This window comes from Gaoshiqia sp. US2 (assembly GCF_059705485.1).
Genome location: NZ_AP048550.1, coordinates 4514811 through 4536170 on the forward strand (window position 1 = coordinate 4514811; position 21360 = coordinate 4536170).

General features: G+C 44.6%; 25 protein-coding genes and 1 tRNA gene. 5 read left to right on the plus strand and 21 right to left on the minus strand.

What is annotated here, in order from left to right; all coding sequences use genetic code 11:
• Nucleotides 1-70: 70 nt before the first annotated feature.
• The 8 genes from AC6H3C_RS17845 to AC6H3C_RS17880 form a co-directional block, all read right to left on the minus strand.
• Complete coding sequence (locus tag AC6H3C_RS17845; RefSeq protein ID WP_497516794.1) at nucleotides 71-367, minus strand: hypothetical protein; 297 nt, start codon at nucleotides 365-367, stop codon at nucleotides 71-73.
• 246 nt (nucleotides 368-613) lie between these two features.
• On the minus strand, nucleotides 614-1330 hold the full coding sequence (locus AC6H3C_RS17850) for a LytR/AlgR family response regulator transcription factor (RefSeq protein WP_497516796.1): 717 nt from the start codon (nucleotides 1328-1330) through the stop codon (nucleotides 614-616).
• Nucleotides 1327-2421 carry a sensor histidine kinase gene (locus tag AC6H3C_RS17855; protein WP_497516798.1) on the minus strand — a complete coding sequence of 365 codons (1095 nt, stop codon included), beginning with the start codon at nucleotides 2419-2421 and terminating at the stop codon, nucleotides 1327-1329. Before AC6H3C_RS17855 ends, AC6H3C_RS17850 begins: the two co-directional genes overlap by 4 nt.
• 100 nt (nucleotides 2422-2521) lie before the next feature.
• Nucleotides 2522-3193, minus strand: coding sequence for a ferric reductase-like transmembrane domain-containing protein (locus AC6H3C_RS17860; protein WP_497516800.1), 672 nt, complete (start codon nucleotides 3191-3193; stop codon nucleotides 2522-2524).
• Between the two features lie 36 nt (nucleotides 3194-3229).
• Nucleotides 3230-4450: an ABC transporter permease gene (locus AC6H3C_RS17865; protein ID WP_497516802.1), complete on the minus strand. Its 1221-nt coding sequence runs from the start codon at nucleotides 4448-4450 to the stop codon at nucleotides 3230-3232.
• Nucleotides 4451-4467: 17 nt separating this feature from the next.
• Entirely contained in the window at nucleotides 4468-5217 is a 750-nt protein-coding gene (locus AC6H3C_RS17870) for an ABC transporter ATP-binding protein (RefSeq protein ID WP_497516804.1), read from the minus strand.
• A gap of 4 nt (nucleotides 5218-5221) precedes the next feature.
• Nucleotides 5222-6436 carry an efflux RND transporter periplasmic adaptor subunit gene (locus AC6H3C_RS17875; RefSeq protein WP_497516806.1) on the minus strand — a complete coding sequence of 405 codons (1215 nt, stop codon included), beginning with the start codon at nucleotides 6434-6436 and terminating at the stop codon, nucleotides 5222-5224.
• Nucleotides 6437-6447: 11 nt separating this feature from the next.
• Entirely contained in the window at nucleotides 6448-7785 is a 1338-nt protein-coding gene (locus tag AC6H3C_RS17880) for a TolC family protein (RefSeq protein WP_497516808.1), read from the minus strand.
• Between the two features lie 207 nt (nucleotides 7786-7992).
• On the opposite strand from AC6H3C_RS17880, the gene AC6H3C_RS17885 reads away from it, so the two are divergent.
• Genes AC6H3C_RS17885 through AC6H3C_RS17900 form a run of 4 tightly spaced genes read left to right on the plus strand, consistent with a single transcriptional unit; the run spans nucleotide 7993 to nucleotide 11048 of the window.
• Nucleotides 7993-8433, plus strand: coding sequence for a thioredoxin family protein (locus AC6H3C_RS17885; protein ID WP_497516810.1), 441 nt, complete (start codon nucleotides 7993-7995; stop codon nucleotides 8431-8433).
• Nucleotides 8434-8436: 3 nt separating this feature from the next.
• A complete protein-coding gene (locus AC6H3C_RS17890; protein ID WP_497516812.1) occupies nucleotides 8437-9426 on the plus strand; it encodes an FAD:protein FMN transferase in 990 nt (329 codons plus the stop codon).
• Complete coding sequence (locus AC6H3C_RS17895) at nucleotides 9423-9632, plus strand: DUF4266 domain-containing protein (RefSeq protein ID WP_497516814.1); 210 nt, start codon at nucleotides 9423-9425, stop codon at nucleotides 9630-9632. The genes AC6H3C_RS17890 and AC6H3C_RS17895 overlap by 4 nt, the downstream gene beginning before the upstream one ends.
• Nucleotides 9633-9641: 9 nt before the next feature.
• Nucleotides 9642-11048, plus strand: coding sequence for a DUF3570 domain-containing protein (locus AC6H3C_RS17900; RefSeq protein ID WP_497516815.1), 1407 nt, complete (start codon nucleotides 9642-9644; stop codon nucleotides 11046-11048).
• 78 nt (nucleotides 11049-11126) lie between these two features.
• Here the strand turns inward: AC6H3C_RS17900 and AC6H3C_RS17905 are convergent, their stop codons facing one another.
• From AC6H3C_RS17905 to AC6H3C_RS17920, 4 genes are all read right to left on the minus strand, one after another.
• Complete coding sequence (locus tag AC6H3C_RS17905; RefSeq protein ID WP_497516817.1) at nucleotides 11127-11339, minus strand: C1orf53 family protein; 213 nt, start codon at nucleotides 11337-11339, stop codon at nucleotides 11127-11129.
• Nucleotides 11340-11347: 8 nt separating this feature from the next.
• Nucleotides 11348-12571, minus strand: a complete 1224-nt coding sequence (locus tag AC6H3C_RS17910) for a bifunctional 3,4-dihydroxy-2-butanone-4-phosphate synthase/GTP cyclohydrolase II (RefSeq protein WP_497516819.1) — start codon at nucleotides 12569-12571, stop codon at nucleotides 11348-11350.
• Between the two features lie 53 nt (nucleotides 12572-12624).
• Nucleotides 12625-14121 carry an LptF/LptG family permease gene (locus tag AC6H3C_RS17915; protein ID WP_497516821.1) on the minus strand — a complete coding sequence of 499 codons (1497 nt, stop codon included), beginning with the start codon at nucleotides 14119-14121 and terminating at the stop codon, nucleotides 12625-12627.
• Nucleotides 14122-14186: 65 nt separating this feature from the next.
• The gene (locus AC6H3C_RS17920; protein WP_497516823.1) at nucleotides 14187-14570 is read right to left on the minus strand and encodes an START-like domain-containing protein; all 384 of its coding nucleotides are present in this window, start codon (nucleotides 14568-14570) and stop codon (nucleotides 14187-14189) included.
• Nucleotides 14571-14704: 134 nt separating this feature from the next.
• Here AC6H3C_RS17920 and AC6H3C_RS17925 point away from each other — a divergent pair.
• Nucleotides 14705-14778 (plus strand) — tRNA-Met (locus tag AC6H3C_RS17925).
• A 246-nt stretch (nucleotides 14779-15024) separates the two neighbouring features.
• Here AC6H3C_RS17925 and AC6H3C_RS17930 read toward each other — a convergent pair.
• From AC6H3C_RS17930 to AC6H3C_RS17970, 9 genes are all read right to left on the minus strand, one after another.
• Nucleotides 15025-15912 carry a sulfate/molybdate ABC transporter ATP-binding protein gene (locus AC6H3C_RS17930; RefSeq protein WP_497516825.1) on the minus strand — a complete coding sequence of 296 codons (888 nt, stop codon included), beginning with the start codon at nucleotides 15910-15912 and terminating at the stop codon, nucleotides 15025-15027.
• A complete protein-coding gene (gene modB, locus AC6H3C_RS17935) occupies nucleotides 15897-16577 on the minus strand; it encodes a molybdate ABC transporter permease subunit (RefSeq protein WP_497516828.1) in 681 nt (226 codons plus the stop codon). The genes AC6H3C_RS17930 and modB overlap by 16 nt, the downstream gene beginning before the upstream one ends.
• A gap of 19 nt (nucleotides 16578-16596) precedes the next feature.
• Nucleotides 16597-17001 (minus strand): TOBE domain-containing protein, encoded by a 405-nt coding sequence (locus AC6H3C_RS17940; RefSeq protein WP_497516830.1) that lies wholly within the window; start codon nucleotides 16999-17001, stop codon nucleotides 16597-16599.
• A 97-nt stretch (nucleotides 17002-17098) separates the two neighbouring features.
• Nucleotides 17099-17833 (minus strand): molybdate ABC transporter substrate-binding protein, encoded by a 735-nt coding sequence (gene modA / locus AC6H3C_RS17945; RefSeq protein ID WP_497516832.1) that lies wholly within the window; start codon nucleotides 17831-17833, stop codon nucleotides 17099-17101.
• Nucleotides 17830-18993 carry an alginate export family protein gene (locus tag AC6H3C_RS17950; protein ID WP_497516834.1) on the minus strand — a complete coding sequence of 388 codons (1164 nt, stop codon included), beginning with the start codon at nucleotides 18991-18993 and terminating at the stop codon, nucleotides 17830-17832. Before AC6H3C_RS17950 ends, modA begins: the two co-directional genes overlap by 4 nt.
• 158 nt (nucleotides 18994-19151) lie before the next feature.
• The gene (locus tag AC6H3C_RS17955) at nucleotides 19152-19484 is read right to left on the minus strand and encodes a winged helix-turn-helix domain-containing protein (protein ID WP_497516835.1); all 333 of its coding nucleotides are present in this window, start codon (nucleotides 19482-19484) and stop codon (nucleotides 19152-19154) included.
• Between the two features lie 16 nt (nucleotides 19485-19500).
• Nucleotides 19501-19710, minus strand: coding sequence for a TOBE domain-containing protein (locus AC6H3C_RS17960; RefSeq protein ID WP_497516837.1), 210 nt, complete (start codon nucleotides 19708-19710; stop codon nucleotides 19501-19503).
• Nucleotides 19711-19749: 39 nt separating this feature from the next.
• Nucleotides 19750-20145: a HEPN domain-containing protein gene (locus tag AC6H3C_RS17965; RefSeq protein WP_497516838.1), complete on the minus strand. Its 396-nt coding sequence runs from the start codon at nucleotides 20143-20145 to the stop codon at nucleotides 19750-19752.
• Between the two features lie 14 nt (nucleotides 20146-20159).
• Nucleotides 20160-21284: a hydroxymethylglutaryl-CoA lyase-like TIM-barrel protein gene (locus tag AC6H3C_RS17970; RefSeq protein WP_497516839.1), complete on the minus strand. Its 1125-nt coding sequence runs from the start codon at nucleotides 21282-21284 to the stop codon at nucleotides 20160-20162.
• Nucleotides 21285-21360 lie beyond the last annotated feature (76 nt).

Below are 21360 nucleotides of genomic sequence, written 5' to 3' on the forward strand. Positions count from 1 at the left end.
AAGTTTTTGCACAAAGATATTGTTTCGGAGATCAAGATACAACGGGAGAAGATATTGGTTGCCGGAATCTTCAAACGCCACATTTTCGGTACAAACTGCGATTGAATACTGAACACTGGAACTTTCTCCGTTCTCCGGTAATTGCCCTTTGCTCTCTGCCCCATGCTCCACGCTGAATTTCACCTTTGTGTTTGAATATCTTCCTGTCGGCCTTGGCATGTACGGCGCATGAGGCGTGAGTGTTTTTTACCATACCGGTGGCTGCGCCTTGCCGTTGTGTGCCGGCCTGGTCCCCGGATGTCTCCGGCAGTTGCCGGATTACCGGGGCTACCCATATTTCACCCCGCAGGGGTGTTAGGACAATCAAGTAATTCCCTTTGCGGCTTCTCCGCGTTCTTTGCGTTTTAAAAAGCACCTGAACACCTAAGTGGCAAAGTATCAAAGTAAAAGGCGGTGTTTTTTAGAGGCCTGTCATTGGTCATTTAAAAGTTTCAGGTTCCAAGTCTTCTGACTCGCTACTCGCAGCTTGCGGCTTGGGGCCTGTAACCTGGAACTAAACGTACCTGCGTAGAACCGCGATTGATCACTGATCACTGGTACTGAACACCCCTACTTACAAAAAATTCTGATTTAAAAACTCCTGAAACTTATCTTTATACTGATCACTCACCGGGATGTAGGTTTTTCCAAATACAATCCGCCCGCGTTCAATGGTTTCAACTTTATCGAGGTTGACGATAAACGACCGGTGTACCCGCATAAAACGGTCGGCCGGCAATTTTTGCTCCAGCGATTTCACCGAGTTTAACGAGAGGATTGGTTTTTCTTCGTGTTGCAGAAATACTTTCACATAATCCTTCAGTCCTTCAATATATAAAATCTCATTGAAATTAATCCGCCTGATCTTGTATTCCGACTTCAAAAACAGAAATTGATTGTTTGCCTCGAGCGTTGGCAGGGCCGCCTGTTCCAGGTCGGCTATTTTTTTTGCTTTCTGCACTGCCGACAGAAATTCAGGATAACTGAAGGGCTTAAGCAAATAATCCACGGCATTCACTTTAAAACCTTCGACAGCATATTTCTCGTAAGCAGTGGTAAAAATAATCTTGGGAGGATCGGTCAGAATTTTTGTGAATTCGATGCCGGTTAAATCAGGCATTTGAATATCCAGGATGATCAGGTCGACCGTTTCACCCTCTAAAAAATCAACAGCATCCAAGGGATTATCAAATTCGCCCGCCAACTCCAGAAACGGGGTTTTCCTGATGTAATCCGTCACCAGCTTCAAGGCAAGCGGCTCATCGTCGATGGCAATGGTACGCAGATTCATGTAGTGGTTATTTTCGTTTCCAACCTGAGATCGACCAGGAATTCAGCCTCTGTTTGTTCTATTTTCAGGACATGTTTTCCCGGAAACAACAAACTGAGCCGCTTTTTTACATTTTCGAGCCCGATACCGGAATATTGCCCGTCGCCGGGATGACTGCTGGCGCCAATACTGTTTCGAGCGGAAAAACAGACAATCGCACCGTCTACCGTCATTTTTATATCAATAAAAGAAGGTTCGCGGTAACTGATCCCGTGTTTAAACGCGTTTTCGATAAAAGGAATAAACAAAAGCGGCGGTATGCCCGGGTTTTCCGTTTTCTCAGGAAATGAGACCGACAACTCCACTTTGTTATTCAGCCGAAGTTTCATCAAGTCGATGTAGTTGATCATGAACGCAATTTCGTCGTTCAAACCCGTTAATCCCTGCTCCGATTCGTAAAGCAGGTAGCGCATCAGTTTAGACAGTTTCAGTACAGCTTCGCGCGCATCTGCCGCGTCAATGCCAATCAGCGAGTAAATATTATTCAGTGTATTAAAAAAGAAATGCGGACTCACCTGGTTTTTCAGGAAGGCAAGTTCGGAGTTCAACTTCTCTTTTTCCAGTTCCTTTTGTTTTTTCTCTTCCTTTTTCAATTTTTCCATCCCGCAAAGGCCGATGGCAAAACCTGAAATTAATACCGAAACGATAACATGATTATAAAAACCGAAAACTTTCATCGGAGGATGAAAATCCTGATCACCATCTGACAGCTTTTTGATTGCCGACCGCACCCTCTCTTCAGCCAAAGAATCATGAAGAAAATATTCGTTAACAAAAGAGTTCATAACATAGGTGATCAGGATCAATCCGATCAGAGCGCCAGCATAGGTCATTTTTCTTTCCCGAAGAAAAAACGCCGGAACCAACCACAAATATCCCACATAAAAAATGATTGCCGCCGAAAAACTGTGTACAAAAAACTGGTACAACCGGTGCGGATTACCGCCTGCTCCAAAGGCATTGCTCAAATAAAGCGGAATGGTGATCATCATCAGCCAGACCGTTACATGCAGCGTCGCAACAATCGTTTTATCCGGTATTGATTTAAACATGGGAATTCATTTTCTTCAAAGTTAATTATTTCAGAGCGTAACGATTCAGAAACGGTATTTTAAAACCAAAGGGTATGCAAAACAAAAACAGCCGGTCATGCTACGGTAAAGCTGAAACCGGCGCTTTGCTGATTCGTAATTTCGACACGGCTTGCCTGACGACAGACAAACGCAACAAAAACCCGACAGCAAGAATGATCGCATACGGAATCCAGTCGCCATGTTTCAGCAAGGCCACATGTAAAACAGCCAGAAGGCCGGCCAAATAAGCCGTTTGATGAACTTTCTTCCATGTTTTACGAAGAAATTTCATCGACTTCCTGTTTGATGTGACTGCAAGAGCAAGCATGATCAGTGTTGCCACGAAACCCATGATGTACCCGAATTCTTTGAACGTTTCAATTAAACTGCGATCGATACAAAAAAATATCAGGTGGAAGCCCGCGTACACAAAGGCAATGATCCCCGCGGCCTGCCTGACATGCAAGCGTGATTTTATCCCGGTCAGGATCGAAAACGGGGTAAGGCTGAGTACAAATACCAGCCACCTGATGGCCCATTCCCCGGTTTCCTTTACGGCCATATGTGCCCCGGAAACCTCGCGGGGCAACTCTCCCACCCTTCGCGCCGGAACTGTAACCGTTTTTATTGAAATCCATGATTCTCCCGATCCTGAAAAATCAAAATTAAAAATATCCAAAATGCCTGTAAATGGCAGCAATCCTATGATTAAGACGGTAATCCATCCGCCGTTTTTCTTCAGCCAATTCATTTTCTCTAAAATTATTATTGATTCATTTTTAATCGATTATTCATACCGCAAAGCGTCAATGGGATTTAAGCCGGCGGCCTTCCGGGCCGGGTACCAGCCAAAAAAGATGCCAATTGCCGAACAAACGACGAAGGCAAACAGAACAGCCGAAGTCATAATCACCACCGGCCAGTTCATCAACGACGATACAGCATAAGTTGCCAGAATGCCAAGCATGATGCCGATGGTTCCACCCGAAACACTCAGTAAAATCGATTCGAACAGGAACTGCATCATGATATCGGTTCCGCGTCCGCCTACCGACAGGCGCAGCCCGATTTCCTTGGTGCGCTCAGTAACCGACACGTACATGATGTTCATGATCCCGATGCCGCCTACCAGCAGGGAAATACCGGCAATGGCGCCCAACAGGGCCGTCATCACGTCGCTGATGGAGGTGAATGTTTGCACCAGTTCAGATTGCGAGCGTATTTGAAAATCGTCGCTGTCTCCCGCTTTGATCTTATGGGTACGACGCAGGGTTTCGGTCAGCTGCTCAATGGCCAGGTCGTTCATGTCTTCGGACACAGCCGATGCAAAAATGCCCTGAATATGCGTGATCGACAAAATCCGTTTTTGCACGGTGGTATAAGGCGATAACATCAAATCATCCTGATCCTGTCCCATGCCATTTTCACCTTTTTCAGTGAGTACCCCGATAATTTTAAACGGAATGTTGTTAAAACGGATTGTCTTCCCGATTGGATCAACATCTGTCGTAAAAAGGTTGTCGATGATGGTTTGCCCAACGATACACACTTTGGCATAACTTTTTACTTCAGTCTCCGAAAAAATGCGGCCTGTGGCCAGCGTGTACTTTCGGATACCGAGGTACTTTTCATTTACGCCATACACGGTGCTGGGCCAGTTTTTGTTGCCATATACCACCTGTCCGCGCGAACTTACCTGCGGCGACACAGCGCTGATGGCCGTACATTCGGCTTCAACCGCGTCCACATCGCTGAGTTTCATGCTTTGGGCATCGCTGTTTCCCATCTGTACCCCACCCCGCTGCTCGGAACCGGGCATGGCGAAAATCAGGTTGGTTCCCATGTCGGCCATCTGATCCTGAATGCTTTTCTTTGATCCCTGACCAATCGCCAGCATCGCAATCACCGAAGCCACGCCAATGATAATCCCCAACATGGTGAGAAATGCCCTGAATTTATTCCGGCGGAGCGCGTTAGTAGCTATTTTTAATGTATTCCTGTAGTTCATTTTTCTTCTTTTTACAGTTAATCCTCCTCAACAGGCAGGTTTTTCAACAGTTCTGCGGCATGATAACGGGTGGTCACCTGTTCTTCGCGGATAATATGCCCGTCGCGGAATACCACGTTGCGGGTGGTAAAACGGGCAATATCCGGTTCGTGAGTCACAAAAACGATGGTCTTCCCGTTTTCGTTCAGGCGTTGCAACAAGGCCATAATCTCGTATGAAGTGCGGGTATCCAGGTTTCCGGTGGCCTCATCAGCCAGAATAACCACCGGGTCGTTCACCAGCGAACGGGCAATGGCCACGCGTTGTTGCTGCCCTCCCGACAACTGGTTGGGCATGTGGTGCATCCGGTCGGCCAAGCCGACGGCCTCCAGCGCGGCTACAGCCCTCTCTTTGCGTTCCCTGGCTTTTACCTTTGAATTGTAAAAAAGCGGCAATTCGACATTTTCGAGCGCGGTGGTGCGGGGAAGCAGGTTATAGGCCTGAAATACAAAGCCTAACTTATTGTTTCGCAAGGCCGCCAGTTCATTTTTTCCCAGCTCGCCCATACTCACGCCGTCCAGTACGTATTGCCCGTTGGTCGGCTTATCCAGGCAACCCAGAATATTCAGCATCGTTGACTTTCCGGAACCGCTGGTTCCCATAATGGCTACAAATTCGCCTTCTTTTATTTCCAGGTTGATGCCTTTCAGGGCATGGACGGTAATTTCGCCCACATGGAAATCTTTCTTCAAATCGCGAACCTGTATAATTGTTTTCGTGTCTTTCATCGCCTTAATTCTTTCGGTTACTACCCGGGCGCTGCGGCATAAACGGGCTTCGGGCCGCCGATTTCTCACCGGCGCCTGACGAACCGGCATTCAACGAAACAAGCACCTCGTCGCCTTCATTTAATCCGGAAATAACTTCATAATACGCTTCATCGGTTTCTCCTAATTCAACTTGCTGCCAGCTAATTACATTTCCTTTTTTTACCCAAACCGCTTTACCCGGGTTTTCTGAACCGGTTATTTCCGAATCCGGAAGTTGCAGCCTGATCTCCGGATGACTTTCCACATAGGCATCCAGCAACTGTTTATCCGGACTAAAATTCAACGCTTTGGCCGGCATCAATACGATATTTTTCTTTTCTTTTACATAAAACGACGCGTTAGCCGTCATCCCGGGCATCAGTTTTTTATCCGGGTTGGGTGCATGAATGACTACCGTGTACGTAATCACGTTGGAACTTTCAACCGGCAGCAACCGGATCTGGATGACATCTCCTTCAAATTTCAGATTGGAATAGGCATCCACGGTGAATTCAACACGTTGTCCAATCAGAACGTTACCGATGTCGGCCTCATCCACGTTGGCTTCTACCTGCATCTGCGTCAGGTCGTTGGCAATGGTGAACAAGGTTGGCGTATTGAAACTGGCAGCCACGGTCTGGCCTTCGTCAACAGCCCGGTCGAGAATGATCCCGTCAATCGGCGAATAAATTGATGCGTAGGACAGGTTGATCTTATTTTTATCGTAAACCGAACGGGCATTGTTTAAACTGGCCACCGCTTTGTTATAATTGTACACCACCAGATCGTAGTCTGACTGGGCAATCAGTTTCTTCTCAATCAACACCTGGTAGCGTTCATAGGTGGCTTTCTGGTACTGCAACTCAGCTTCGGCCTGATCCACCGATGCTTTGCTTTGCTCCAACTGGGCCACCAGGGGTGTTTCGTCGAGTTTGGCCAGTAATTGCCCTCTTTTTACCTGCGAATTATAGTCGACATAGATTTTCTCGATGACGCCCGAAACCTGGGTGCCCACTTCAACCGTTTCCACAGCCTCCAGAGCGCCTGTGGCGGTTATCACATCGCTGATCCCGCCCCGGATAACCACGGCAGTCTCCAGTTCAATTGTTTGTCCGGTCCGGCCGAAGGCGAAAAAGACCGCCAAGCCGGCAACGGCTATAACCACCGCCAACAAGATATAGATGATTCGTTTTTTCATTTTCAACATTTTTAAAGGGTTAATGGAATTCCTTTGTAGAAATCAAGTATTTTATAACTAAAAATGAGGTTGTATTTGGATTGCAACAGTTTACTTTCGGCCGTAATCAGATTGGTTTTTTCAAACAAATAGTCCACCGAATTCATCAGTCCAAGATTAAACTTTTCACTGGCTACCTGGCCGGACTCTTCCATCGCCTGATATTGCTCCCTGCTGGCCTCATATTCCGACTGTGCCGCCAACACATCAACGGAGGCCTGTTCAATCTCCTTGCGTAATTGATTTTTGGTATTCGCTTCTTCCAATTCGGCATTCACCAGATCAATTTGCGCCAGGCTGATGTTTGTTTTAGCCTGTTTTTTCTGAAAAACGGGAACCGAAAGCGTTAAACCGACCGAGGGGCTGATTTGGTTTTTCAGTTGGTCGGTATAACTGAAACCGCTCATACCGCTGGAATAAGCCGTTCCCAGACCGGCATCGAGCGACAAAGCGGGCAGCAGACTTGCTTTTGCTATTTTTTCGTCCATCTGTGCGCTTTCTTTGTCCAGTTCTGCTTTTTTGATCTGTGGTTTGATGGCAAGCGCCTCTCCGTACACAAAAGCGGCATCGGGTTGAAGATTCAGGTTCAAAATCTGGTCCAGTCCGGGCGACGAAACAGTAAAACCATCATCTACCGGCAGTTCCATCAACTGCATCAGGCTAACGCGGGCAATAGCCAACTGACTGCGGGTATTGGCCAGGGTCAGCTTTTCGGAAGCCAGCTGCGACTTCACCGACAAGTAATCCGATTGCGACACCATACCCAGGTTCAGCCGTTCTTCGGTCAGCGACAATTGTTCGGTAGTCGCTTCAATTTGTTTTTCGGCATTCGTTACACTTTCCCCGGCATACAACACCTGCAAAAAGGCATTCAGAATATTCAGCTCAATCGATTCCTTCACGGTTTCGGCATAATATCGGCTGCTTTCCAGCTCCAGTTCCGATTGCTTCAGCTGGTTATTCACTTTCATACCATTAAACAAAATCACGCTCGAGCTGAGCGAATAGGTCGTACTGTTTGATCCCTCCAAACTGCCAAACGCGCCGGTTTGGCTATCGGCACTTTTGTCCCAATAAAAATTTTGCCTGACCGAACCGCTTAACGAGGGCAGCCTGGCGGCCCGGGCTTGTTCGGTGTACAACCGGTTCCGGTTGGTCGATAATTCGGCCTGCTGCACCTGGATGTTCCGGCTCAACGCATAATTGATGCAGTCTTCCAGTGTCCAGGCTTTGTTTTGTGCAGCCAGACGGAGCCCCGTTGCCAGCGTCAGGAGAGTGATGAATAAAATTTTTGTTTGAATTGTTTTCATACGCTTTACTTGTTTGCCGGTAAAGGTATTGCTGGCATCAGCCGCATGAAAAAACAATCGAAGTTTAGGGCGATTTTACCGACGTTTTGGCATTATTCCTGCGTTTTCGGTTCAGCCACAAACAAACATGAAAAAAACGATAAAATCGATGAACTATCAAACTCCTCTATTGTTCTATGTGAATCTCCAACATAAACACATCGACATATGAAGAGGATTCGATTTTTAACAATCGCACTGATTTGTCTGACAACCGGTTCATTTGCTCAAAACTGGCTGACTGATTTTGACGAAGCAAAGACCAAAGCAACCACTGAACAAAAAAATATTCTGCTGGTATTTTCGGGGACGGATTGGTGCGCTCCCTGTATAAAACTTGAAAATTCCATTTGGCAGTCTGAAGAATTCAAAACATTCTCCAAAGATCATTTTGTGCTTTTAAAAGCAGATTTTCCAAAACTGAAAAAAAACCAGCTATCTCAAAGCCAACAGGAACACAACAACATGCTGGCAGCAAAATACAATGCAAACGGATACTTTCCGCATGTGGTCATCTTAAACAATCAGGGCTCAGTCATTGGAAATACCGGTTATAGGAATGTGAGCCCCCGTGAATATATTGAACTCCTTCTGTCACTTGAAAAATAAACGATGCAAAAGATCTTCATTTGTAGTGTTCTGATCCTGATCAGCGTCTGCGGATATCCCGGTGAAATATTTACAAGGACCTTAAAACTGATGGGAAGCCGCTTTGAGATAACGGTTGTGGCAACAGACAAAACCGAGGGAGAACAGTTTATACAGATGGCCATTGCTGAGATTTCACGGATTGAAAACCTGATTTCGGAATGGGCCCCCAACACGCAAACATCGTTCATTAACCGGAATGCCGGGCTCAAACCGGTAAAAGCAGATCCGGAATTATTCGACCTGATCGAACGCTCCATTCAAATCTCGAAACTTACCGACGGCGCCTTTGATATTTCTTTCGCGGCAATCGACCATATCTGGAAATTTGACGGAAGCATGACCCAAATGCCCGATGCTGAATCCATAAAGCAGTCAGTATCGAAAATCGGGTACGAAAATATTATTTTAAACAAAGAGGACCGAACCGTATTTCTGAAGCTCCCAGGCATGAAGATTGGTTTTGGAGCTATCGGGAAAGGTTATGCCGCTGATAAAGCCAAAGCCTTATTAATGAAAAATGGCGTTGTGGCCGGAATGATCAATGCTTCGGGCGATTTAAACTGTTGGGGCAAAAAACCTGATGGTTCACCCTGGCTGGTTGGAATAAGCAATCCGATGAACAAGGATCACGTGTTCTCCTGGTTTCCTGTTGACAACAGCGCCGTGGTCACTTCCGGAAATTATGAAAAATACGTAATCTTTAACGGAACCCGGTATACGCACATTATTGACCCGCGTACCGGTTACCCAACACAAGGGCTGACAAGTGTAACGGTTTTTGCGCCAAAGGCCGAACTGGCTGATGCTCTGGCCACATCGGTCTTTGTCATGGGCAAAGAAACAGGCCTCGATTTTATTGATCAACTAACCGGCATTGAATGCATCATGGTCGACGAGATTGGAAAAATTTATTATTCAAAAAATATTAAACGAAACACTCCGGAAAAATGAAAAAGATGGCAATCCTTGTTTTGGCGCTGTTGGGAATGAGTTCCTGCGTTGCTGTAAAAGAATATGAAAAAGTATACTTGAATGACCCGGACATGAAATTATCGGCTACTCAAAACGAACGCTTCGAGGTCAACTTTCAGGTTTACCGCGAAGCAGCGGCAGGTGCGAACGGTGGAAAAACAGGTGGAGGATGTGGTTGTAACTAATATCAAAAAATGATGAGAAATTTATTCCTATTGCTTCTAATCGTCTGTTTTTCTCAAGCAACTTCGGCACAACAAGACACGACAAAAATTTACAAAAAGCGCGTATTGGAAAATACCGAAGTTGACTTTTTGATGAGTTATTACAAACAGGAAGGAGACCATTCGGCCGTTAGCGGAGGTATTGGCGACGAAAGTATTGATAACATCACCCCTACGATTGTTGTTAATTTACCGCTTAATGACGATGATGTGTTAACCATTGATGCCGGTTTATCGGCTTATACCTCCGCATCGTCAAGTAATATAAACCCTTTTGAGAAAGTGGGAACCACGGCAAACGCGTTTGCCGGCAGCCCCTGGGTCGCTTCGTCAGGAGCGTCCCGCAGCGACGTACTTGCCAGTATCAGCGGGGCTTACAGCCATAGTTCTGATGACCGGAATTTCATTTGGGGAACCCATGTTTCATTTTCCAACGAATATGATTATACGTCTATTGGCGCAGGGGGTAGTCTGGCCAGGTTGTTTAATGAGAAGAATACGGAACTCAGTCTGAAAGGACAAGTGTACCTGGACAGCTGGAGGCCTATTTATCCCGTGGAACTAAAGGAATACAACCTGTATGGAACTGATTTTCTAAATTCCGGATATTTTAAAGGTGTTTCGGTATGGAACGAAAACGGAGAAGCAACAACAGGATACCATCCGGAAGCCTATACGCCTGTGTCAGGCAAAAACAGAAGCTCGTATTCTGTTTCACTGTCGTTTTCACAAATTCTCAGCAAAAAAATGCAAGCTTCTGTTTTTATGGATCTTGTGTACCAGGAAGGCTTGCTGTCAACCCCTTATCACCGGATCTACTTCAGTGATCGTCCGGATTATTACATAGGCACGGCAAGCGACATTCCCAATTACACGAATTCTCAAAATAAAGGTGTTTACAGACTGGCAGACGACATTGAACGCATGCCTGACAAACGGTTCAAAGTACCTGTAGGAGCACGTATAAACTACTACCTCAATGAAATCGTCAAGTTGCGCAGTTATTACCGCTATTACCTTGATGATTGGGGGATAAATTCACATACAGCCAGCCTTGAAGTCCCAATCAAACTTTCGCAAAGCTTCTCCATCACACCAACATACCGATTCTACACGCAAACTGCGGCTGACTATTTCGCGCCGTTTGAGGGACACTTGTCAACCGATGAATTTTATACTTCTGATTACGATCTGTCGAAATTCCACAGTAACCAATTCGGCTTAGGCTTAAGCTATACCGATATTTTTACAAAAATGAGGTTATACAAATTCGGAATGAAAAATATTGATTTACGGTTTATCCACTACAACCGGAGCGACGGGCTTAAAGCCAATCTGGTTTCATTCGGGATCAAGTTTATTCTTGACAAAAAATAGCAGGATATTTTTGCATTTGCTTCGGAACCGATCAGTTTCAAAACACATCAAATTAAAGTAGCCGGACAAAACAGCCGGCTACTGATATTTTTTTGCCACATCGGGGCGTAAGGTTCGGTTCCCTTTCTGGGCTTTTGGCTCGTATGGACAATGTTTGCATCCGTTGGAGCAGCAATAACCCCGTTTTACCAAATAACTTTCGGTCATCACCCGGTAACCTTCGGGGCTGAGATAATAATCTTCTCCCTCTTCAAAACGATCATAACCATCGGAAAACAACTGATCAAACATACCCAGGGTTAATCGTATTTGAATTTTTGCAGGAAATGCCCCATGCGGTCGCGTTTTGTTTTCAGGTAGCGCTGGTTGAATTCATTTGGTTCCACTTCCAGCGGGATAACCTCTGTGACTTTCAATCCGTAACCCTCGATCCCTGCTCGTTTTACCGGATTATTGGTCATCAGTTTCATATTACTGACTCCCACGTTCCGCAAAATCTGAGCTCCAACACCGTAATCCCGTTCGTCTGCCTGGAATCCAAGATGAATATTGGCTTCAATGGTGTCCAAACCTTCATCCTGAAGTTTATAGGCAGCGATTTTATTCATCAATCCAATCCCGCGACCTTCCTGCATCATATAAACAATCACGCCTTTCCCGGCTTTCTCGATCAACGACATGGCCTTGTGCAACTGGTCGCCGCACTCGCAGCGTAACGAGCCGAAAATATCGCCTGTCATGCAGGACGAGTGCATACGTACCAAAATTTCTTCATGTTCTTCCCACGAGCCTTTGATCAACGCCATATGTTCAGCGCCATTCGACTTTTGCCGGAAAGGGATCACGCGGAAGTCGCCGTATTTGGTAGGCATCTCCACTTCTTCTCCCTGATCAATCAGACTTTCGGTCCGAAGCAGGTATGCAATTAAATCGGCGATGGAAACAATTTTCAGTTTAAACCTCTCGGCAACCTCCATCAGCTGGGGCAAACGCGCCATGGTTCCGTCCTCATTCATAATCTCGACCAATACACCCGCGGGTTTCAAGCCTGCCAAACGAGCCAGGTCTACAGCAGCCTCGGTGTGCCCGGTACGACGCAAAACCCCCCTGTTTTTTGCTTTCAGCGGGAAAATGTGTCCCGGACGTCCCAATTCTTCGGGGCGTGTATTCGGGTCGGCCAAAGCTTTGATTGTTTTGGCACGGTCGCTGGCCGAAATTCCGGTTGTACAGCCGTAACCAATCAAATCGACCGAAACGGTAAAGGGCGTTTGATGCGACGAGGTATTTTGCCCGACCATCAGGTCGAGTTCCAGCTCTTCACAACGTGTTTCGGTTAAGGGGACGCAGATCAGGCCGCGTCCGTAGGTTGCCATGAAATTGACTTTTTCAGGGGTAATTAACTCTGCCGCAGCAATAAAATCACCCTCATTCTCACGATCTTCATCATCTACAACTATCACCAAATCACCATTTTTAATGGCTACGATCGCTTCAGGTATAGTATTTAATTTGAACTCGGTCATTAACTTATTCGGTTTTCAAAAATGCCGATGCAAAACTAAAGAAAAATATTCACTTACATATCTTCCTGAATTGACTTTCCGGGTTTTTTCCAGGATCCGATCAAATTAATTAGTCGTTTTATATTATGCTGATAAGTTTCCATATTCATAATAGCCGAGTCATTTGCCGCTTTGTAGGTCAAAAAGAAACCCAGTGGTAAAAATATGACCGTTGCAAGCCACATCCCTTCCGACATGGTCCACATGTCTTCGCGGGCAAATTTCTCGCCCGATATCGAAACCATATAATAGGTGATAAACATCAAAATGGAAACCACAACCGGCATTCCCAGGCCTCCTTTTCGGATAATTGCTCCCAGGGGCGCCCCGATAAAGAAGAAGATCAGGCAGGCAACTGACCAGGAGAATCGCCTGTGTTTTTCCATACTGTACTTATTTACATTTTTCTTCAGATTATACAGTTCAAATACATTCTGGTCAATCATTTGTTTGTTCATCCGGGCTTTGTTAAGCGCCGATGCAACGATTTCATTTTTTTGCATGGGATCCATCTCATCATGCAGATAGGAATAATCCGTGACCGCCGAGTCAAGCGTAAAGGGCTGATACTGACGAAGTGAGTCTACCTGCTGGCTTAAATCAACGATTGAGCGGTTCAAGCTATCGTTGTAGCGCATACTGATCGCGAAACGCCTCACCCGGTGGTTATAATCGGTATACAGCGAATCTTCTGAATGCCCCAACTGCTGAAGAGTCATCATCCGGTAAGCCGTCCGAAGTAAATTTTCATCGGTTCGTTTAAATTCGAAGTCATTCAGGGGCACGGTAACCACTTGCTTGCCGAAGCGATTACGCCGGAATGGATACCGTTTGTCGCGACCACGTTCGTTCGGATCTTCATCAAGAGCAGTTTCGCCTTCAAACAAGGTCATGACCATGAACTTTTTATCTTCGGAGATTTTCATGAAACCGGAATCGGCCACGGTAACAGAAACATTGGCCTGATTGTTTGTATGGTCATAAATTAGAATTCCGTAGAGCATGTTACTGTTTCGGCCTTTTCGGTCTACTTTTATACTGTATCCGTCAATGTCATTGGTAAAAACACCTTCGTTAATCACCATTTCAGGTTTTTGCCTTTTTACGCTCCACATCAATGCCCCGAATTTCAGGTTGGTTTTAGGCAGAATATTATTGGAGAAATAAAAAGCAAACAGCGTAAGAGAAACGGCAATCAGCAACAAGGGGCGCATGATCCGGAACAAGGAGATTCCGGACGCTTTCATCGCGACTAACTCGTAATTTTCGCCCAGGTTACCAAAAGTCATGATGGAAGCCAGCAACATGGCCAGCGGGAAAGCCATCGGCACGAGCGCCAGTGAGGCATAAAACAACAATTCGGCTACAATATTCCATTCCAGCCCTTTTCCAACCATATCGTCAATGTATTTCCACAAGAACTGCATCAGCAGAATGAAAACACAAATAAAAAAGGTCATGAAAAACGGACCAAGAAAGCTTTTCAATATAAACAGGTGTAAACGTTTCATGTATTATGCTTGAGAAACGATTACAAAACTAAGCTATTTTGGAGAATTAAAAAGTTAAAAATCTTTTAACACCCGAGGATCCGTTTCAAATCGGCAATTTGAGTATTCCACAAATCGATGGCTTCACCCTCTTCACCCTCTTCGGAAAAATCAACCACTACAAGCGAAACATCGCCGGTCAATTCTTCTTTATTGATTACAAATTCAAAATACGCATCGCTGTCTTCATCATCCACCCATTTAAAACGGACCAGCTTACTGTCCTTGTTCTGAACCATTTCCGCTTTTTGCTCAGAACCTTCCCAAATAAACGTAAATATCTTCCCCTTCACATAAACATCATCAGCAAACCATTCTGCTAAACCGGAGGCGCTGCTTAACCGGTTATACAAAACTGCGGGAGAACAATTGATGGGAAATTCGAGTTGTATTTTTGATTTTGAAGCCATTTTTGATTGTTTGTTGCAAGATAGTTATTATCACCCAAATTATCAATCAGATTGCTGATCGGCCAATAAAAAAAATCGAAATTGCTTGGAAATAGTAGAAATTATATACTATATTTGCACCGCAATTTTGGAATGGCGAGGTAGCTCAGCTGGTTAGAGCGCATGATTCATAATCATGAGGTCGGCGGATCATGCCCGCCTCTCGCTACTAAAAATAAAGGAGTTACAAATATTGAATTTGTGGCTCCTTTTTATTTGCACACAACTCACATACAAAATCCATATTACAAGGATTAACCTTACATCAATAGAGGTAATAGGAGATTATTTTTTATTCCACTGAAGAGATTCAGCTCCAAATACAGCTCACTCCACACAATGACCTGCTTTTCAATGCCTTGCTCGGCCAAGTTGAACTTGATAGTAAGATTTTTGTTTTCCAACATCATATTACTTATTTCAGTTTATTGATAATCGGGTTAAAAGCCTTTGAGTAAACCATTACCTGATCTCCAAGTTTGAGATTTTCAAGATCGCTATCAAAGGCAATAACCTTAATTATCTGATTATGACCTGATATAACGGTAACGATATTTACTGTGCTTTGCTGGTTGATGTGTACTATTTGTCCTGGTATCTGGACTTTACCGCTGATACTGTTATCACAAAACACTTCTTCCGGGCTACCATTTCTGGTAATCAAACCATGTTCAATATATAAAACGGTTGAAGCTAGACGGAAGACTTCATTTAAATCGTGAGTAACCATTACGGTTGTAACACCCAATGATTGATGCGCTTTAGCTATTTCGTCCTGCAAAGCGGATCGCATTCCGGCATCTAAAGCTGACAATGGTTCGTCGAGCAACAATAATTGTGGTTTACGTGCCAACGTACGCGCAAGGGCAACGCGCTGCTTTTGTCCGCCCGACAAATTTCCGGGTTTGCGTTTACTAAGCTCTGCTAATCCAAATAAATCAATCAGTTCTGATGCTCTTTTCAAATCCCTTTCGGGCTGAGCAAACAAAACGTTCTGCTCGACACTCATATTAGGGAAAAGCGCATAATCCTGAAACATCAAACTAATGTTTCGGGACTGTGGCGGCAAATTTATTCCGTTTTCTGAATTGAACCAAACAGTATCTCCAAATTTGATGAGTCCTTTATCTGGAGTGGCTAAACCCGCCAGGATTCTCAAAAGTGTGGTTTTCCCAGCTCCCGACTCTCCAAATAAAGCGACAAACTCTTTCTGATGAATGGTCGTTTGAACAACCAGATTCAGCGGACCATTGGTTGTTTGCATATGCTTTTCAATGTCAATATAGATTACATCACTTTCCATGAGCTGTATTTTCTATTTACACTATGTATAGTAGTGAGTAAGATTAATGAAACCAGGAACAAAATCAAGGCATACTGATTGGCGGCTTTAAAATTCAATGCCTGAACTTCGTCGTAAATAGCAATGGAAGCTACACGGGTTTCGCCAGGCATGTTTCCGCCAACCATGAGCACAATGCCAAATTCGCCAATGGTATGCGCAAAGGTTAGCGCAACAGCAGTGATAACCGATGGCTTTATATTGGGCAGCAAAACTTTTAGGAAAGTTATCCTCTTCGACTTTCCCAAGGTATAAGATGCTTCTCTCAGACTTTCGGGCAAAGCAGTCAATCCATTGTGCAAAGGCTGAACCATAAATGGTAAGCTGAAAATGACCGAAGCAATTAATACTCCTTCGAACGTAAAAGCTAACCGAATATCGAAAACACGACCAAGCCATGCGCCAACCCAGTTGCGTGGACGATATAGTACTAATATGTAATAGCCAATTACCGAAGGCGGCAAAACCATGGGCATACTCACCAATGCCTCGATGAGCGGCTTTACCTTGATTCTCGTGTGGGCCAGCCACCAGGCAAACGGCAATCCAATACTTAATAGAATTGAGGTTGTAAAAAAGGCCAACTTAAAGGTTATCCAAAGTGTTTCTAAAAATTGCGGGTCCATTTTTTAAGTCATTTTCAAATTATTGCTTTTTTATCAGCGATACCTCGTTGGATTTAATCAAGGCTTCGATTCCATCGCCAACCCTCAGTTGAAGCGAGTCGACTGCCCTGGGTGTAATGGCCGAAACAAGAGTATAATCCAGAAATTTCAGGATTACTTTGCTCAACAAATCGCCTCGATTTATTTCCAGAACCGAACATTTAATTCGATTTCGCAGACTTATTTGTCCTGAAAGACCTTTCGCCAACGATACTTCAGTCTCTTTAAAGACAACATCCACCATTCCATTTTCGACCAGCCATTCGGGCCAAAGAGCTGATTCAATCATTAAAGCAGAGAAAATCTGCGTTTCAACTTTCACATCAACCAGAAGAATGGCTCCTGATTGCTGAATTTGGGTAATTGTTCCGGGTAGTTTATTCATTGCAAAGCAAAAGTTAGAAGATTAAAGTCAAAAAGGGGGAAAAGGGAACGTCAAAAAAATCGGGATTTCAACCTTTGACTTTTCCCTTTTGTCTTGCTTATGGTACAATGTATCCATACTTTTCAAAAATTAGCTTGCATTGCGGGCTTAAAACGAACTTCATGAACTTAGCAGCTTCAGGATTTAATTTCCAGCCTTTAATCAAAATCATTGCTTGTTCAACCGGCTTGTATGCTTTCGGATCAATAACATATACCGAACCTTTCATATCAGGAGTTAGCGTAAGCGACAACGCCAAAAAAGCAACTTCAGCATTTCCTGTTTGTGCGAATTGCGCCGTCTGCGAAATGTTGTCGGCATAAATGATCTTTCCCTTTACCTTTTCGTACAGTCTAACCTGCTTTAAACATGCAATGGCACGGTCGCCATACGGAGCCAGTTCGGGTTTGGCAACTGCAATTTTCTTTACTGAAGGATCGGTCAACATATCGAGACCTTTTGATACATCTAATGTATTGCTCCACAGAACCAGTTTTCCAAGAGCATAAACTTTCATTTCTCCTGAAGCGGCTCCCTGATCTTTCAGTTTAACCGGGAAAGAATTGTCGGCAGCCATAAATACATCGAATTCTGCGCCGTTTAATATTTGCTGAAGAAGCGCTCCCGACGACCCAAAAATAGTCGACACATTGGTTTTAGGATTTGTCTGAATATAGGTTGTTTTTATTTCGTCGAAAACAAAACGGAGGTTTGCTGCCGCTGCCACCTTTACCGTTTGAGAATGGGCTGAAAGGGCTATAAATATGAATAGTATAAATATTACGCGTTTCATAGTGTGATTTTTAAAGTTTCAGAATTATTTGATGTCAACAACCACCGGCGTTTTATACAATTGTGGCTTAGTGGTAAACATGGCATAGGCATACTGCGGAAAACGAGTATTCCCTTGGCAAGCTTAAAACCATAATAAGTTATTTCAGAGCTCAACCGTTTATTCAATTTCAGGCTAATTCCAACGAGGTAATTAAATAAACCGCCTTTGGGTAACGTTGCCCAATATTCCATATACCCGTTGAACGAGTGATTCACGCCGTAGGGCAGCTTATTGAATGTATTGGTTTTTGTAGCATCGAGTGTTGTTGAAGATCCTGAATAATAATCGGTGCCCAGCATGCCTGTTATCTTATCGTTGAACACATACGTTCCTTTAATGGCAAGCAAATAAGCATCCAAATCAATTGTTGGCGCACTTTTCCCGAATTGGTAGTAGCCTGTAGCCAGGAGTCCAAGCGGATTTTTGTCGTTTTTTAGTTGTAATGTACCACCTGTAGTGTAGCGATGATATAAACTCAGGTCGGTTTTACTCCTCATAAACGATTCGTCAACGCCAAGTAAGCTTAAATTGAGACCATTGGCCAACGTTTTGGCAATGTGCAAAAACTCAAGTTCTTTATACATTTTGCTGATGGAGTAATAAGACGTATCGGCATTATAGGCTTTCTGGTTATTAAAAGCATAGCCCAACTGAATATCCAATCCGGGAGCAACGTAATGAAGCTGAGCCAAATCGTGTGCATTTCCGGTTAAAATCCAGGGCGAAAGACTGAATAAACGGCCATCTTCAAACTGAATGCCCTGGCGACCAATTTTCAGGCTTGTTCCTGAATAGAGCAGCATTTCGGCCCAGGCTTCGTACACTCCAATGCTACCGGTAGTGGCTGTTGCAGGTTGCTGCGTATCGGTTTCGCCAAAAATGCGGGAATCCTGCAAAGTAATTTCTCCACTCACAATTCCGCCTTTGTAATTAAAATTCAAGCGGGTCCGCTGAGTTGTTAAAAGGCCTGGTTTTGTTCCATCAAGCAAAGGCTGACTAAATCCCTGCCTGAATTCGGTTCTTGGGAGGAACTCGGCGTCGATGGTTGTTTGCCCAATTGCCGGAAAAGAGCCCAACAGCAGACAAATCACAAAACATCCAAAAAATTTCTTTTCCATTTTACCAGCTTTAAAGGGTTAAGATTGAATTGATTTTAATGCACCGGAACTTCTAATCATTTGCAGCGATTGGGTTCCGGTTTTTTATTTTTCAGGTCACCTGATTCAAAGGACCATTTTCGTTATCTACAAAATCAATAACGGTATTCAAAAAAAAATCACAGGTTTATTTCCACATTCACCTGATCCACCGTTTTATTGATTTGCTTCAGAATTAAATCATACTCATTCAATATCCGCTCGCCAAAAGAGGTAATAGCTGCCCCTCCCCCATGATTTCCGCCTCGTTGTTTAATCACCATAGGTTCGGGAGCCGACTGATTCATCTCATTAATCATTTCCCAAGCGTGCTGGTACGAAATCCTCCGAAGCTTGGCCGCCGAGTTTAGGCTTCCTGAATTTTTTATCGCTTTCAGAAGTTCGGTCTTTGCAGGATTCATGAAACAAACCCCATCCTTTTTGATCGAAATATGGCATTCGACTTCAATCATAACATTCAATTGTTAATCAATCGGTTGCTATAATAACTTCTGTCGATTTGATGATGGCATAAGCATCATTACCAAGTTTCAGGCTCAGGTCTTCGATGGCGTCCTTCGAGATAATGGCAGAAATTACATTGCCATTTCCGAGGTCGAGAACTACTTTAGCGGTAATTAATCCTTCATCCACTTTCAGGATTTTACCTTTTAATTGATTGCGTGCACTTAATTTCATGTGTATAAATTTTTGTTTTAAATACTTTAATTGAACACTCTATTTCTCCTGAACCGAAGAAAGCATGCTGTCTTCCGTCCAACGCCACAAAGCTTTCACAAAGCTTACCATTCGCTCAATTTCCTGATCCGTCGGAATGCGCTCAGCAACCACTTCCAGCGAACAGAAATTCATCAGCGAATTCATAAACCTTACCTCTGCAAAAAACTCTTCTGGAACGTTTATCAGTTTTTTGATTTCGCGAAGCATCGAACCGATGCTCGAATGTTCGGGGTAAATGCCATTTTTGGTGAGCATGGCCATCAACAAGCTTTCGATAGCCAAACCAACGGTATTATATATTACGGTATTTCCCAGCTTTCCTTTTTCCTTTGCGCCAACGGCCACCTTGCAATAAGCTAGACCTTCGTCAAGGTATTTTTCCCATTCTTCCATTTTTAAGTCCTCCTTTATTTTGTTTTTACTGATTCAGCCAGCGAAATCAATTCTATTTCGCTCAGTTCACTCTTCTTTCTCATCGAAAGTTGCTTCACTTTAGCCGTTAGCAGTTGAGACTCCGCCTCGCTGAGTTCGATCTTCCTTTTCCTGAAAAAGTCGGCAATCGTGGCTTTCCCTGAATGTTTCCCAATCACCATTTCGGTTTGCCGGCCAATTTCCTTAGCCCGGAATGGTTGGTACGACAATTCGTTATGCAGCAAACTCCGACAATGAATGCCCGACTCGTGACGACAAACATTTGATCCGGTAATTGGCTTCGAAACGGGCGTTTGCCTGTACGACACCGCTGCTACATAACGACACAACTGTTGCAATTCGGGCAGATGAATTCCAGTGCTTATTCCTGACGAAACTTTCAGCGCAGCAATCAATTCCTCGAGGAATGCATTTCCGGCGCGTTCGCCCAACCCGTTGATGGTTGCGCTTACCGCACTTGCTCCTGACAATAGAGCCACCAGCGAGTTGGCAGTAGCCATGCCTAAATCGTTATGCCCATGAAATTCGAAATCGACAAAGGGGAATTGCAAGCTCATCGCACCAAACAATTCACCAGTAGTCATCGGATTCAATATTCCAACCGTGTCGGCCAAGCGAATGCGGTTGGCTCCTTCGGCCAGGCACGCACCAATAAATTCGTTCAGGAACTCACGATCGGCACGCGAAGCATCCTGTGCACCAACAGCCACAAAGTCAAACTCGGAGCGAGCCAGCGAAATCATAGGCCTGATTTGCCTCATCACCCAATCGCGGTTGCGCCCCATCGCCGAGAGCTGTATGTCGGAAACCGAGAATGAAATGTTGATCCGGTTAGCGCCGGTTCTGACCGATGCCACAATATCCGATTCTTTGGCCCGCGCCCAGCAAAGCTTATCGAAACGAAAACCCGATTGAACGATCTCCCGAATCGCCTGAACTTCCTCGTCGCCCATAGCGGGGGTGCCCACTTCAACTTCTTTCACACCGCAATCGTCGAGCAAGGCAGCGATATGCAACTTCTCTTCGAGCATGAAAACCACTCCCGGAGCTTGTTCTCCATCACGAAGTGTCGAATCGATGATATGTGGTGTTTGATACATGGTGAGAATACAAGAGTGTTAGAATCCTGAGTCTTGAATGACGAGTTGTCGTTGTGATCGGGTTGTCGTTGTTGGA